Source organism: Actinokineospora terrae (assembly GCF_900111175.1).
In the GTDB taxonomy this organism is placed as follows: domain Bacteria; phylum Actinomycetota; class Actinomycetes; order Mycobacteriales; family Pseudonocardiaceae; genus Actinokineospora; species Actinokineospora terrae.
In genome coordinates this window covers 196,693-210,670 of the sequence record NZ_FOGI01000007.1, presented here as the reverse complement: position 1 = coordinate 210,670, position 13,978 = coordinate 196,693, and the positions used below count along the sequence as shown (strand labels likewise).

The following is a 13,978-nucleotide window of genomic DNA, read 5'->3' as shown; positions in this document are numbered from 1 at the left end:
TTCCCGCCCTAGCAACCAAGAAGGTCACACAGGCCCGCCAAAGACCCCTAGCACCAACAGGACCGCTCCCAGCACCCCCGCACCGCGCAAGCCCTCTTACCCCACCCCAGCCGCCTCGCGCGCACGCGGTCCCGACCCTGCCCAGCCCCCACCCACACCGGGGGGCGTCCCAGTGCCAGTCTATCGGCACCCACCGACAGACGATCTTGAAACAGCCCGCCGAAGATTCAGATGTGGATAACTTCTGTCGCTGGAACGGGTGAAGTTCAGGGGCGGGTGAGGCCTGCGGTGGCGGCTGAGCGGCTGAGGACTGCCTGGTCGGTGCGGGTGAGGGCTTGGGATTTGCGGGTGGCGGGGGCCGCGGGGTCGGAGGTCAGGTCGCGGAGGCGGATGGGTGGGCCGAGGTCGGTGAGCAGGGGGAGGTACTCGGCGCGGTCGACGGTCCAGGTGGGGCCGGATTTGGTGAAGTGGAAGCGGGCCAGGACGCCTTCCTCGGTGGGGCCCTTGGGTTCCTCGTGCTTGGCGACCATGTTGCCGAGGCCGTAGGTGACCCACTTGCCGTCGATGCGCTCGAAGGGCTGCACGACGTGGGCGTGGTGGCCGATGATCAGGTCGACGGCGGGGTCGGCGAGGACGGCCTTGGCGATGCGCAGCTGGTCGGGGCTGGGGTCGTGCTTGCCCTCGATGCCCCAGTGCAGGCTGGCGACCACGACCTCCGCGCCGGCCGACTTGGCCGCGCGGGCGCCCGCGCGCACCGCTTCCGGGCTGAGGATGTTGGTCATCCACGGGGAGCCCGCCGGTCGGGCGGTGCCCTGGTTGAGACCGAAGGTGAACGACAGGAAGCCGACCTTCACGCCGGCGACGTCGCGGATGAGCGGGCGGGCGGCCTCGTCGGCGGTGCGGGCGGCGCCGGTGTGGGTGATCTTGGCGGCGTCGAGGGCGTCGAGGGTGCCGATCACGCCGGTCGGGCCCTGGTCGAGGGTGTGGTTCGACGCGGTCGAGCAGGTGTCGAACCCGGTGGCGGCCAGCGCGGTGACGATCTCCGGTGGCGCGCTGAACTTCGGGTAGCCCCGGAACGGCCCGTCCGGCCCGGCGATCGGCACCTCCAGGTGGCACACCGCGACGTCGGCTGCCTCGATGGCGGGCTTGATCCCGGCGAGCAGCTGCGTGTAGTCCCGCTTGCCGCCGCCATCAGCGGTGGCCTGCTCGGTGAGCGCCGGGTGGATCAGGACATCGCCGCCCGCGATCAGGGTGAAACCCGGGGTCGACGGCGGGGTCGCGCTCGGTGGCGCGGTCGTGGTCGCCTGCGGGTCGTCCGGCACCTCGCCGACGGTGGGGTCACCGCTGCACGCGGCCACGAGCAGGACGCTCGCGACAGCAGGCAACCACCTCACGGGGCATCGAACAGCGCGCTGACCGACTCGCCGTTGTGGATGCGCCGCACCGCCTCGGCCAACGCGGGCGCGATCGACAGCACGGTCAGCTTCTCAGACCGCTCGTGGATCGGCACCGTGTTGGTGCAGACGATCTCGACGACCTCCGACTGGTCGCCGATGCGCTTGAGCGCGCCGGAGGCGAACAGCCCGTGCGTGCAGGCCACCCGCACCGACCGCACGTTGTGCTCGCGCAGCCGGGCGAGCAGCTCGATCACCGTGCTGCCCTTGGCGATCTCGTCGTCGAGCACGATGATGTCGCGGTCGTCGACGTCGCCGATCACCGAGGAGATCGCCACCCGGTCGTCGGCGAAGCGCTGCTTGGCGCCCGCGGCCACCGGCACGCCGAGCAGCCGGGCGAACCGGGCCGCTTCCTTGGCGTTGCCCAGGTCCGGCGAGACGACGGTGGTGTTCGACAGGTCGAGGTTGCGGAAGTGGCCCGCCAGTTCGCGCAGCGCGTGCAGGTGGTCGACGGGGACGCTGAAGAACCCGTGCACCTGCGGCGAGTGCAGGGTCATCGTGAGCACCCGGTCGGCCCCGGCGGCGACCATCAGGTCGGCGACCAGCCTGCCGCCGATGGAGATGCGCGGCGCGTCCTTCTTGTCCGACCGCGCGTAGGCGTAGTGCGGCATCACCACGGTGATCCGCCGCGCCGACGCCCCGCGCGCCGCGTCGATCATCAGCAGCAGCTCGACCAGGTTCTCCTGGACCGGCTGGACCAGCGGCTGGATGAGGTAGACGTCGCGCTCGCGGCAGTTGGCCTGCAGCTGCACTTCCAGGCAGTCGTTGGCGAACCGCTGGACCCGCACCGGGTGCAGCGGTACCCCGAGGTGTTCGGAGATCTCCGCCGACAGCTCCGGATGCGCACTCCCACCGAACAAGGCGATGTCCCGCACACGCACTCCCGTTGACCAGGCCCAACCCGCAGCGGTCGCTGCGACCCAACCCTAGTGGCCCCCGGTCAGCCGCCCGACCCGGAGGGGAGCCGCCCACTCGGACCTCAGCGCCACCTCCTCCTGATCAGCAGGACGACCACCAGCGCGACCACCGCGGCCAGCACCGGGACCGCCCGCTTGGCCACCGACGGCCCGGCCAACTCCAGCAGGTCGACCGGTTCCGCCTCCGGGACGGCCCGCAGCGGCCGGTCCCCCGCGCGCCGCGACTCCCCCGCGGACACCGATCCACCCGGCTCGGTGTCCGCGGCGCTCGTGGAATCGGACGAGTCCTCCACGGGACTCGACTCGGCAGTGCCCGACTGCGCCGGAACCGGCTCAACAGGGCCAGGCTGTGCCCCTGCGGAGTCGGGCGTGTCTGGCTCGGCGGGCCCGTCGGGTGGCCCGACCGCCGGGGTGTCCTCGGCTGCCGGGTCGGTCCGGTCCGGTTCGGCCAACCCCTCGGTGGCGGAACCGGCCTGGACCGACCCGCTCGGGGCGGGTACGTCGGCGGGCGGGGGTGCGGCGAGCTTGTCGGCGAGGCAGTTGGCGAAGACCGTGAGGATCTTGCCGCCCACCTCGGCGATCAGGCCGCGGCCGAACTGGGCCGGTTTGCCGGTGATCGCGAGGTCGGTGTTGACGGTGCCGCTGGTGCTGTCGCCCTCGTCGGTGAGGGTGACGGTGACCGTCGCCGCCGCGGTGCCGTTGCCCCGGGAGTCCTTGCCGGAGGCCTTGATGACGAGCCTGCGCATCCGCTCGTCGCGTTCCAGGAACTGCCCGTTTCCCCGGTACAGCAGGGAGATGGGGCCGACCTTGACCTTGACGGTGCCGGTGAAGGCGTCGCCGATGACCTCGGTCAGGGTGGCGCCCGGCATGCAGGGCGCCACCAGGTGCGGGTCGAGCAGGGCCGCCCAGACCTCCGACAACGGGGCCCGCACGGTGAACCGGTGCTCCAGCAGCACTGTCGTGATCCTCCTAGACGCCGGTGGCGGCGGTGATGGCGCGCGAGGTGAGTACCCGGGCCAGGTGTTGGCGGTATGCGGTGTCGGCGTTGCCGTCCGCGGTCGGGCTGGTGCCCTCGGCGGCGTGCGCCGCGGCCGCCCTGATCGCCTCGGCGGTGGCGGGTTGGCCGACGAGCGCCGACTCGACCGCGCGGGCGCGCACCGGGACCGACGACATGTTGGTGAGCCCGACCCTGGCCTCGGCGATCACGCCGCCCTCGACCCGGACCGCCGCGGCGACGGCCACGATGGACCACGCCTGGGCGACCCGGCTGAACTTCTCGTAGTGCGCGCCCCAGCCGGTGTGCTTGGGCACCCGCACCCCGACCAGGATCTCGTCCTGGCGCAGCGCGGTGGTGAAGTAGTCGACGAAGAAGTCGGCGGCGGCCACCGTGCGCGGCCCCTCCAGGCCGTGCAGCACCAGTTCCGCGTCCAGCGCCAGCACCGGGGCAAGCAGGTCGCCTGCCGGGTCGGCGTGGGCCACGGCGCCGCCGAAGGTGCCGCGGTGGCGGACCTGCGGGTCGGCGACGGTGTCGGTGGCGGCCTTGAGCAGCAGCGCGTGCTCGCGCACCGAGGGGTCGCGCTGGACCTCGTAGTGCGTGGTGGTGGCGCCGATGAGCAGCGCGTCGCCCTCGTCGCGGATGCCGCGCAGTTCCGGTATGCGGCCGATGTCGACCAGGGTGGTCGGTGCGGCCAACCGCATGCGCAGCACCGGGATCAGGCTCTGGCCACCGGCGATGACCTTCGCCTCCTCGCCCGCGTCGGCGAGCGCGCGGACCGCCTCGTCCACTGTGGATGGAGCGGTGTAGTCGAACGCGGCCGGGATCACGCCGCACCTCCGGAGGTGTCGATCGAGCCGAGCCCGCCGCCCGCCTCGCTGCCCAGGCCGCCCGCGTCCGTCGGGCCGCCGTTGATGGCCGTCCACACGCGCATCGGCGTGCACGGCATCTGGATGTCGTTGACGCCGAAGTGGCGCACCGCGTCGACGACGGCGTTGACCACCGCGGGTGTGGAGGCGATGGTGCCCGCCTCGCCGACTCCCTTGACGCCGAGCTGGTTGCTGGTCGCGGGGGTCTCGGTGCGGTCGGTGTCGAAGTGCGGCAGGTCCACGGCGGACGGGATGAGGTAGTCGGCCAGTGTTCCCGTTGTCAGCGTGCCGCTTTCGTCGTGCACCGCCTCTTCGTAGAGCGCCTGCGCGAGGCCCTGGGCGAGTCCACCGTGGACCTGGCCCTCGACGATGATCGGGTTGACCACCACCCCGACGTCGTCCACGCACACGTACTTGCGGATCTTCACGAACCCGGTCTCGGTGTCGACGTCGACCGCGCACAGGTGGGTGCCGTGCGGGAAGGAGAAGTTCTCCGGGTCGAAGGTGGCCTCCGAGTCCAGCGACGGCTCGACCCCGTCCGGCAGGTCGTGCGCGGCGAAGACGGCGAGGGCCACGTCGGTGAGCGCGGTGGCCCGCTCGGTGCCCTTGACGGTGAACTTGCCCGCCGCGAACTCGAGGTCGTCCTCGGCGCACTCCATCATGTGCGCGGCGATTCGGCGGGCCTTGCGGATGACCTTCTCGCCCGCCTTGAGCACCGCCATCGCGCCGACGGTCAGCGAGCGGGAGCCGTAGGTGTCCAGGCCCCTCGGGGAGGACTGGGTGTCGCCGTGCAGCACCTCGACGTCCTCGAACGGCACGCCGAGCTGGTCGGCGACGATCTGGCTCCACGCGGTCTCGTGGCCCTGCCCGTGCGCGGACGAGCCGGTGACCACCTCGACCTTGCCGCTGGGCAGCATCCGGATCGCGGCGTGCTCCCAGCCGCCCGCGCCGTAGGACAGCGAGCCGAGCACCCGCGACGGGGCTAGCCCGCACATCTCGGTGAAGGTGGAGGTGCCGATGCCCAGCTGCACCGAGTCGCCGCGCTCCCGGCGTTCCCGCTGCTCGGCGCGCAGTTCGTCGTAGCCGAACATCTCCTTGGCCCTGGCGGTGGCGGCCTCGTAGTTGCCGGTGTCGTACTCCAGGCCGCACACGGTGGTGAACGGGAACTCGTCGTGCTTGATCCAGTTCTGCTCGCGCAGCTCGATCGGGTCGCGGCCGAGCTCGGCGGCCAGCTCGTCCATCAGCCGCTCGATGGCGTAGGTCGCCTCCGGCCTGCCCGCGCCGCGGTAGGCGTCGGTCGGGGTCTTGGTGGTGAACACGTTGGTGCAGGCGAACCGGTAGGCCGGGAACTTGTAGATGGCGTTGAACATGAACGCGCCCAGGATCGGCACGCCGGGGCTGACCAGCCGCAGGTAGGCGCCCATGTCGGCCAGGAGCTCGACCTTGAGCCCGGTGACGGTGCCGTCGCGGCGGGCGGCGAGGGTGAGCTTCTGGACCTGGTCGCGGCCGTGGTGCGCCGAGAGCAGCGACTCCGAGCGGGACTCGGTCCACTTCACCGGCTTGCCCAGCCTGGTCGCCACCACCAGCGCGACGACCTCCTCCGGGGTGACCTGGAGCTTGCCGCCGAAGCCGCCGCCGACATCCGGGGCGATGACGCGCAGCTTGTGCTCCGGGGTGCCGGTGGTCAGCGCCAGCATCAGCCGCAGGATGTGCGGGATCTGGGTGGCCGACCACACCGTGGTCTGCTCGCCGGTGGGGTCGACCAGGACCGAGCGCGGTTCCATGAACGCCGGGATGAGCCGCTGCTGGCGGTAGGTGCGCTCGACGAGCACCTCGGCCTCGGCGATCGCCTGCTCGACGTCGCCGCCGGTGCCCGCCTCGGCCGAGTCGAACACCCAGTGCGCGGAGGAGTTGGTGCCCAGGTCGGGGTGCACCAGGGGGGAGTCGTCGGCGACCGCGGCGGTCAGGTCGAGCACGACGGGCAGTTCGTCGTAGTCGACGTCGATGGCCTCTAGCGCGTCGTGCGCCTGCGCCTTGCCGCGCGCGACCACGACGGCGACGGCCTCACCGGCGAAGTTGACCTGGTCGACGGCCAGCGACGGCGCCTGCGGGGCCTTCTGGTCGGCGGTCACCGGCCACGCGCAGGGCAGGCTGCCCTGGGCGTCGGCGATGTCGGCGCCGGTGAACACGGCGACGACGCCGGGTTTGCGCCTGGCCGCCTCGACGTCGATCGAGGTGATCCTGGCGTGCGCGACCGGGCTGCGCAGGAAGGCCAGGTGCAGCAGGCCGGGCACGGTCAGGTTGTCGGTCCAGCGGGTGCGGCCGGTGACCAGCCTGGCGTCCTCCTTGCGCAGCCTGGCCTTGCCGACCTCGGGTTCGGCGGTCGCGGTCATCACTCGCCCCCGACCAGGTGGGTGGCGCCCGGCTTGAGCTTGCTCGCCGCGTCCTGGACCGCGCGGACGATGTTCTGGTAGCCGGTGCAGCGGCAGAGGTTGCCCTCCAGCCCGTGCCGGACCGCGTGCTCGTCGGGATCGGGGTCGTCGGCGAGCAGGTCGATCGACTGCATGATCATCCCTGGCGTGCAGAAGCCGCACTGGAGCGCGTGGTTGTCGTGGAAGGCCTGCTGGACCGGGTGCAGCACGCCGTCGCGGGCGAGCCCCTCGACGGTGGTGATCTCGGCGCCGTCGACCTGCACGGCCAGCACGGAGCACGACTTCACGCTCTGCCCGTCGAGGTGCACGGTGCAGGAACCGCAGTTGCTGGTGTCGCAGCCGACGACGGTGCCGGTCTTGCCGATGGTGTCCCGCAGGTGGTGGACCAGCAACTGGCGTGGTTCCACCTCATCGGTGTAGGTCGTTCCGTCGACGGTGACGGTGATGCGCATCCTGCCTCCAGCACTCGCGCGGTGGGCGGGTCCAGCGAGCCCGTGCCGCGTGATCGGGCTCACAACCCAGCCTGCCCCCGTTCTCCGCTCCCGACAAGCCCGGACGCCGAACCTGTGGACAACTCGATCGACTGTGGACGAAACCGCTGTTCAGCGCGGTCGACGCCGAGTCGGGTGGACTAGCCGTGGATACGTCCGGACAGGACTGACAGCCGCTGCCCGCCGCCGCCCCACCGGGTGGCGATGATCTCCGCGGCGATCGACACCGCGGTCTCCTCGGGTGTCCTGGCGCCGAGGTCGAGGCCGATCGGCGAGGCGAGCGCGGACAGCTCGCCCTCGGTCAGCCCGGCCTCGCGCAGCCGGTCGACCCGGTCGGCGTGGGTGCGCCGCGAGCCCATCGCGCCGACGTAGCCGAGCTTGGCGCGCAGCGCGACGCTGAGCACCGGGACGTCGAACTTGGGGTCGTGGGTGAGCACGGTGACGACCGTGCGCTCGTCGACCCTGCCCTCGGCCAGTTGCCGCTCGAGGTAGCGGTGGGGCCAGTCGACGACGACCTCGTGCGCGCTGGGGAACCGGCTCGTGGTCGCGAACACGGGCCGGGCGTCGCAGACCGTGACCCGGTAGCCGAGGTAGGCGCCCATGCGGGCCATGGCGGCGGCGAAGTCGATGGCGCCGAAGACGAGCATGCGGGGCGGCGGTTCGAAGGAGTTCACGAACACCGACATGCCCTCGCCGCGCCGTTCGCCGTCGAGGCCGTAGCCGAGCATCGCGGTGCGCCCGGTCGAGAGCAGCCCTCTGGCGTCGTCGACGATCGCCGCATCGATCCGGTCGGAGCCGGTGCTACCCGAGTGCCGGTCGGGCCAGATCAGGATGCGTTTGCCCAACCGGTCCGGGTCCGCGTGGGCGACCACGGTCGCGACGGCGACGGGGACCTCGGCGTGCACCGACTTGGCCAGGGTCTCGAACGCGGGGAAGGTGTCCGGCGCGATGCGTTCGACGTAGATGTCGATGATCCCGCCGCAGGTCAGGCCTACCGCGAACGCGTCGTCGTCGCTCACGCCGTAGCGCTGGAGGGTGGGTGTGTCGGTGTCTAGGACCTCGCGGCCGAGTTCGTAGACCGCGCCCTCCACGCATCCTCCGGACACGCTGCCGGTGACGGAACCGTCGCCTGCGACGACCATGGCCGCCCCCGGCGATCGCGGGGCGGAGGAGAAAGTGGCGACGACGGTGCCTAGCGCTACCGGCTCACCCAGCCGGTACCGGCGCAAGACCTCGTCGAGCACATCACGCACGGCGCACCTCCCGGAGCAGGAGATCGAGTGTGGCCACGCTGTGGCCCGCGAGCAACCTGTCCACGTGCGGTAGCGCTACCGCGATGCCGGACTGCACGGGCTCGTAGACCGGTGACCCTGCGTGGGGGTTTACCCAGAACACCCGGTGGGCGAGCCTGCTGAGCCGCGCGGTCTGCGCACCGAGCAGGGACGGGTCACCGCGCTCCCAGCCATCGGAGAACAGGACGACCACGGCTTGCCGCGCGACGCCGCGTTGGCCCCACCGGTCCAGGAACGCCCGCAGCGTCTCCCCGAGCCGTGTGCCGCCCGCGAAGTCGGGGACGGCGCGCGCGGCGGCGGTCAACGCCAGTTCGGGGTCGCGTTGGCGCAGCTGGCGGGTGAGCCTGGTCAGCCGCGTGCCGAGGGTGAAGACCTCGGTGGGGGCGCGGCGGGCCACGGCGTGGGCGAACCGCAGCAGGGCGTCGGCGTACGGGGTCATGGAGCCGGACACGTCGATCAGCAGGACCACCCGGCGGGGTTTGTGCGAGCGGCGCTTGCGGGCGATGCGCATGGGCTCGCCGCCGGTGGCCCGCATCATCCGCAGGGTGCGCCGCTCGTCGACACGGCCGCGTCGGTCCGGTCGCCACCGCACGGTGGACCGTTGCGGCGGTTCGGGGCGAAGTAGGTCGATCATCTCCCGCAGGTGCGCGCGCTCGGCAGCGGTTAGCCCTGAGATGTCACGGTGTCGCAAGACTTCCGCGGCGCTGGCGAGCCGGTCGACGTGCACAGCGTCATCGCCTTCTCCTGCGCTGCTAGCCATTAGAGCGGCGATGTTCCCCCGTTTGGGTCGGGGATCGCGGGTTGGCCTGGGCGCGCGTGGGGTGTCTCCGGTGAACCAGGCGTGGAAGGCGCTGTCGTAGCGCGGTAGGTCGTCCGGCTCGGCGCACAAGGTGAGCCTGCCTGCCCAGTAAACCTGGCTGACGTCTGCGAGGTCGAGCAGGTCGACCGCGGCCAAGTAGGCCTGCACGCGCTCCTGGCCGCACGCGACGCCCGCGGCTCGCAGCGCGACAGCGAACCCGACAAGCCCGGGCAGCGGGTCGACCTGAGTCACCCCAGCAGTGTGCCCCAGCTCACCCGGTCGGTGCTCACGCCATGTCCTCGGCCAGGTCGGCGAGCACGGCCTTGCAGTCGGAGAGCACCCTCTTGCCCCGTTTCGTCGCCCGGTAGCGCCGCACACGCCTGCCGTCTGCCACCTCGGTGCGCGACTTGAGCAAGCCTGCCTCCTGAAGCCGGTGGAGCAGCGGGTACAGCGTGCCCGGTGACACGCGGTGCCCTCTAGCGGCTAGCTCCTCGGTCAGCCACGCCCCGTGTACCTCCTCGTTCGAGGCATACCGCAACACGCGCAGTCGCAGCGCTCCATTGGCGAACTCCCGGACCACATCCATCGCTCCACGATATCGCACAGCGATATCGATCGGTAAAGCCAACCAAACTCCCAGCACAACAAGCCCACAGCGGGTAGATATCGGCGAACGATATCGAGTCGCGATAAGAAAATCGTTGTGCCACAAGGATGTGAGTCGCGACACGTCGGTAAGAGATCGACGAGACAGGTCGATGAGAAGACCGGTAACGTGCGTTGGCCGTGGCGCCGGAAGGCCCGCGAGACTGCTAGGACAACACCGAAAAGGTGAGAAATGCGTTCGCCGCGATGACGATGGTCCACCCCCCGGCTTCCCTGCTCTCCGCCCTCGACCCACTCGCCGACGCCGCGGCGCAGGGGCTTGCCGTGTTCCGCGCAGGGCCCGAGAGCGCCCCCCGAACCCTGGTCGACGTCCTCCACGCCTCCGCCGCGCGTCACCCCGACGCCGACGCCATCGACGATGGCACCACCGTGCTCTCTTACCGCGCTCTGCTCGGTGAGATCGACGCCCTCGTGGTGGCCCTTAACTCGGCCGGTGTCGGCCGGGGTGACCGCGTCGGCATCCGGGTCCCGTCCGGTACCGCCGACCTCTACGTCTCGATCCTGGCCGTGTTGACGGCGGGCGCCGCCTACGTCCCGGTCGACTTCGACGACCCGGCCGAGCGCGCCGACCTGGTGTTCGGCGAGGCAAACGCTTGCGCGGTGATCGGCGAGCACCGGGCCATCACCGCGCTGGCCGCCCCGCACGGCGCTCCCGGCCTGCCCACGCCCGAGGACGACGCGTGGATCATCTTCACCTCGGGGTCCACCGGCAAGCCCAAGGGCGTCGCGGTGAGCCACCGCAGCGCCGCCGCGTTCGTGGACGCCGAGGCCGACCTGTTCCTGGCCGAGGAGCCCATCACCGCCGACGACCGGGTCCTGGCGGGCCTGTCGGTCGCCTTCGACGCCTCCTGCGAGGAGATGTGGCTGGCCTGGCGCAACGGCGCCTGCCTGGTCACCGCGCCGCGCGCGCTGGTGCGCACCGGTGTCGACCTGGGTCCGTGGCTGGTGGAGCGGGCCATCACCGTCGTGTCGACCGTGCCGACGCTGGCCGCGCTGTGGCCTGCCGACGCGCTCGACGACGTGCGGCTCCTGATCTTCGGCGGCGAGCCCTGCCCGCCCGAGCTGGCCGAGCGGCTCGCGGTCGAGGGCCGCGAGGTGTGGAACACCTACGGCCCGACCGAGGCGACCGTGGTGGCCTGCGGCGCCAGGATGACCGGCGAGGGGCCGGTGCGCATCGGCCTGCCGCTCGACGGCTGGGAACTGGCCGTCGTCGACGAGGCGGGCGAGCTGGTGCCGATGGGTGCCACCGGCCAACTGGTGATCGGTGGCGCTGGCCTGGCCCGCTACCTGGACCCGGTCAAGGACGCCGAGAAGTTCGCGCCGCTGCCCGCGCTGTCGTGGGACCGCGCCTACCGTAGTGGCGACATGGTCAAGGCCGAGCCCGAGGGTCTGCTGTTCCTCGGCCGCGCGGACGAGCAGATCAAGCTCGGCGGTAGGCGTATCGAGCTCGGTGAGGTCGACGCCGCCCTACAGGCCCTGCCGTACGTGGCGGGTGCCGCGGCCGCCGTGCGCACTACCGCCGCCGGTAACCAGCTCCTGGTGGGCTATGTCGTGGCCAGCGAGGGCTTCGACGCCGACGTGGCAGTCGAGCGGCTCCGGGCCGAGCTGCCCGCCGCGCTGGTCCCGCTGATCGCCGAGGTCGACACGCTGCCGACCCGCACGTCCGGCAAGGTCGACCGCAACGCGCTGCCGTGGCCGCTGGACCTCGACACCTCCGACGTGGACACCGCCGCGCTGACCGACACCCAGCGGTGGCTGGTCGGCCTGTGGCGCGACCTGCTCGGGGTGGCGGTGAGCAGCCCGAAGGCCGACTTCTTCGCCAACGGCGGCGGCAGCCTCTCCGCCGCGCAGCTGGTCTCGAAGATCCGCGAGGTGCACCCCAGCATCGCCGTCGCCGACCTGTACCAGCACCCGACGCTGGGCAAGCTCGCCGACCACATCGACGCGGCCGTCGCCAGCACCCAGACCGACCGGGTAGTGCTGCCGACGCCGGTTCGCGCCCAGGTCATCCAGGTCCTGTTGACCCTGCCGATGCTGACGGTCGTCGGCGCCAGGTGGGTCGTCGCGCTCGCTGCCGTGAACAACATCTTGGGCTTCTCGTGGAGCCCTCACGTGTCGTGGTGGTTGGTGCTCGCGGGCTGGCTCGTGTTCCTGAGCCCGTGGGGCCGCATGGCGCTGGCGGCCGGAACCGCTCGTCTGCTGCTGCGAGGTGTCCAGCCGGGCTCTTACCCGCGCGGTGGCAGTGTCCACCTGCGCCTCTGGGCTGCTGAGCGGTTCGTGGACCTCACGGGTGCCGCGGGCCTGCAAGGCGCCCCCTGGATGACCCACTACGCGCGTGCTCTTGGCGCGCGGATCGGCGATGAGGTCGACCTGCACTCGCTGCCCCCGGTGACGGGCATGCTCCGGCTCGGCCGGGGCGCGGCGGTGGAGCCGGAGGTGGACCTGTCCGGCCACTGGCTCGACGGCGACGTCCTGCACATCGGCTCGGTCCGGGTCGACGCGCACGCCACGGTCGGGGCGCGCAGCACCCTGTTCCCCGGCGCTCGGGTCGGCAAGCGGGCCGAGGTCGCGCCGGGCTCCGGCGTCAAGGGCGCTGTCCCGGCCGGTCAGCGCTGGTCCGGCTCCCCCGCGACGCGCACCGGCAAGGCCAGCGTGAAGGGGTCCCGTCCCGCACGCCGTAGGCGCTGGGTCGGCATCTACGCGGCCACGTCGTTCGTGCTGAGCGTGCTCCCGATCGCGGCGGCGCTACCCGCGCTGTTCATCCTCATCGCGTTCCTCGACGGCACGACCACGCTCGGCGAGGCCATGGTCCAGGCACTGGTTGCCGTACCTGCGGCGACGCTGGCGTGGATGGGCTCTTACGCACTGCTGATCCTGGTCTTCGTCCGGCTGCTGTCGATCGGCATGCGGGCTGGGCGGCACGCCGTGCACAGCCGGGTCGCGTGGCAGGCCTGGGCTACCGAGCGGCTGATGGAGCTGGCCAGGTCGGCGCTGTTCCCGATGTACGCGAGCCTGCTCACCCCGGTGTGGCTGCGGGCGCTCGGCATGAAGGTCGGCAAGGGCGTCGAGGCCTCCACGGTGCTGGCGCTGCCGAGCATGACGACCGTCGGCGACGGCGCGTTCCTCGCCGACGACACCATGATCGGCTCGTACGAGCTCGGTGGCGGCTGGCTGCGCATCGGCGAGGCGAGCGTCGGCAAGCGCGCGTTCCTCGGCAACTCCGGGATGACCGCTCCCGGTCGCGCCGTCCCCAAGCGGGGCTTGGTCGGCGTGCTGTCCTCGACTCCGAAGAAGGCCAAGGCCGGTTCCTCTTACCTCGGCATGCCACCGATGAAGCTGCCGCGCACGGTTGAGGATGCCGACGAGAGCAAGACGTTCAACCCGCCGCGCCGTCTTGTGATGGCTCGCGCGTTGGTTGAGGTGTGCCGCGTTGTACCGGTGATGGCCTCGGCGGCATTGCTGGTCCTGGTGGCGGCAACCCTTACCTACGCCGGGTTCTGGCTAGGACTGGCTCTTAGCGGTGTCGTGCTCTTCGGTGCCGGTATCGCCGCGTGCCTCGTCGCCGTGATGGCCAAGTGGGCCCTAGTGGGCCGGTTCCGCACTGTCGACCACCCACTGTGGAGCTCGTTCGTCTGGCGCAACGAGTTGGCCGACACCTTCGTGGAGATGCTGGGCGTGCCCTGGTTCGCGACCTGGGCGCACGGCTCGCCGCTGCTGTCGGTCTGGTTGCGCGGTCTCGGCGCGCGGATCGGCAAGGGCGCGTGGGTCGAGACCTACTGGCTGCCCGAGGCCGACCTGGTCAGCGTCGGCGACGGCGCCACGGTCAACCGCGGCTGCGTGCTGCAGACGCACCTGTTCCACGACCGCGTCATGCGGATGGCCCCGGTGACCGTGGGCGAGGGCGGCACGCTCGGCCCGCACGGCATCGTGCTGCCCGGCGCGTCGATCGGCGTCCGCACCACCGTCGGCCCGGCGTCGCTGGTCATGCGGGGTGAGTCGGTCCCGGACGGCAGCCGCTGGCTGGGCAACCCGATCGCCGCGTGGCCGGGCAAGCGCTGACCGGC

10 protein-coding genes are annotated in these 13,978 nt (G+C 71.7%); 1 reads left to right on the top strand and 9 read right to left on the bottom strand.

Annotation, left to right across the window (positions count from 1 at the left end; translation table 11 throughout):
* Positions 1 to 266: 266 nt before the first annotated feature.
* The 9 genes from BMY07_RS17390 to BMY07_RS17350 form a co-directional block, all read right to left on the bottom strand.
* Positions 267 to 1,385: a CapA family protein gene (locus BMY07_RS17390; protein ID WP_092780007.1), complete on the bottom strand. Its 1,119-nt coding sequence runs from the start codon at positions 1,383 to 1,385 to the stop codon at positions 267 to 269.
* A 5-nt stretch (positions 1,386 to 1,390) separates the two neighbouring features.
* Positions 1,391 to 2,329, bottom strand: coding sequence for a ribose-phosphate diphosphokinase (locus BMY07_RS17385; protein ID WP_092779486.1), 939 nt, complete (start codon positions 2,327 to 2,329; stop codon positions 1,391 to 1,393).
* A gap of 104 nt (positions 2,330 to 2,433) precedes the next feature.
* The gene (locus BMY07_RS17380) at positions 2,434 to 3,327 is read right to left on the bottom strand and encodes an SRPBCC family protein (protein WP_092779484.1); all 894 of its coding nucleotides are present in this window, start codon (positions 3,325 to 3,327) and stop codon (positions 2,434 to 2,436) included.
* A 13-nt stretch (positions 3,328 to 3,340) separates the two neighbouring features.
* Entirely contained in the window at positions 3,341 to 4,195 is an 855-nt protein-coding gene (locus BMY07_RS17375; protein ID WP_092779482.1) for an FAD binding domain-containing protein, read from the bottom strand.
* Complete coding sequence (locus tag BMY07_RS17370) at positions 4,192 to 6,627, bottom strand: xanthine dehydrogenase family protein molybdopterin-binding subunit (protein ID WP_092779480.1); 2,436 nt, start codon at positions 6,625 to 6,627, stop codon at positions 4,192 to 4,194. The genes BMY07_RS17375 and BMY07_RS17370 overlap by 4 nt, the downstream gene beginning before the upstream one ends.
* On the bottom strand, positions 6,627 to 7,118 hold the full coding sequence (locus tag BMY07_RS17365) for a (2Fe-2S)-binding protein (RefSeq protein ID WP_092779478.1): 492 nt from the start codon (positions 7,116 to 7,118) through the stop codon (positions 6,627 to 6,629). Before BMY07_RS17365 ends, BMY07_RS17370 begins: the two co-directional genes overlap by 1 nt.
* Positions 7,119 to 7,297: 179 nt before the next feature.
* The gene (locus BMY07_RS17360) at positions 7,298 to 8,410 is read right to left on the bottom strand and encodes an XdhC family protein (RefSeq protein WP_092779476.1); all 1,113 of its coding nucleotides are present in this window, start codon (positions 8,408 to 8,410) and stop codon (positions 7,298 to 7,300) included.
* Positions 8,403 to 9,500: a vWA domain-containing protein gene (locus BMY07_RS17355; RefSeq protein WP_092779474.1), complete on the bottom strand. Its 1,098-nt coding sequence runs from the start codon at positions 9,498 to 9,500 to the stop codon at positions 8,403 to 8,405. The genes BMY07_RS17360 and BMY07_RS17355 overlap by 8 nt, the downstream gene beginning before the upstream one ends.
* 34 nt (positions 9,501 to 9,534) lie before the next feature.
* A complete protein-coding gene (locus BMY07_RS17350; RefSeq protein ID WP_092779472.1) occupies positions 9,535 to 9,834 on the bottom strand; it encodes a PadR family transcriptional regulator in 300 nt (99 codons plus the stop codon).
* A 266-nt stretch (positions 9,835 to 10,100) separates the two neighbouring features.
* On the opposite strand from BMY07_RS17350, the gene BMY07_RS17345 reads away from it, so the two are divergent.
* The gene (locus BMY07_RS17345) at positions 10,101 to 13,973 is read left to right on the top strand and encodes a Pls/PosA family non-ribosomal peptide synthetase (RefSeq protein ID WP_092779470.1); all 3,873 of its coding nucleotides are present in this window, start codon (positions 10,101 to 10,103) and stop codon (positions 13,971 to 13,973) included.
* Positions 13,974 to 13,978: the final 5 nt, after the last annotated feature.

Bases quoted from the DNA above. Each gene is read 5' to 3' on its own strand.
- BMY07_RS17345 (WP_092779470.1), top strand. From the start codon at position 10,101: ATGACGATGGTCCACCCCCCGGCTTCCCTGCTCTCCGCCCTCGACCCA.
- BMY07_RS17365 (WP_092779478.1), bottom strand. From the start codon at position 7,118: ATGCGCATCACCGTCACCGTCGACGGAACGACCTACACCGATGAGGTG.
- BMY07_RS17350 (WP_092779472.1), bottom strand. From the start codon at position 9,834: ATGGATGTGGTCCGGGAGTTCGCCAATGGAGCGCTGCGACTGCGCGTG.
- BMY07_RS17370 (WP_092779480.1), bottom strand. From the start codon at position 6,627: ATGACCGCGACCGCCGAACCCGAGGTCGGCAAGGCCAGGCTGCGCAAG.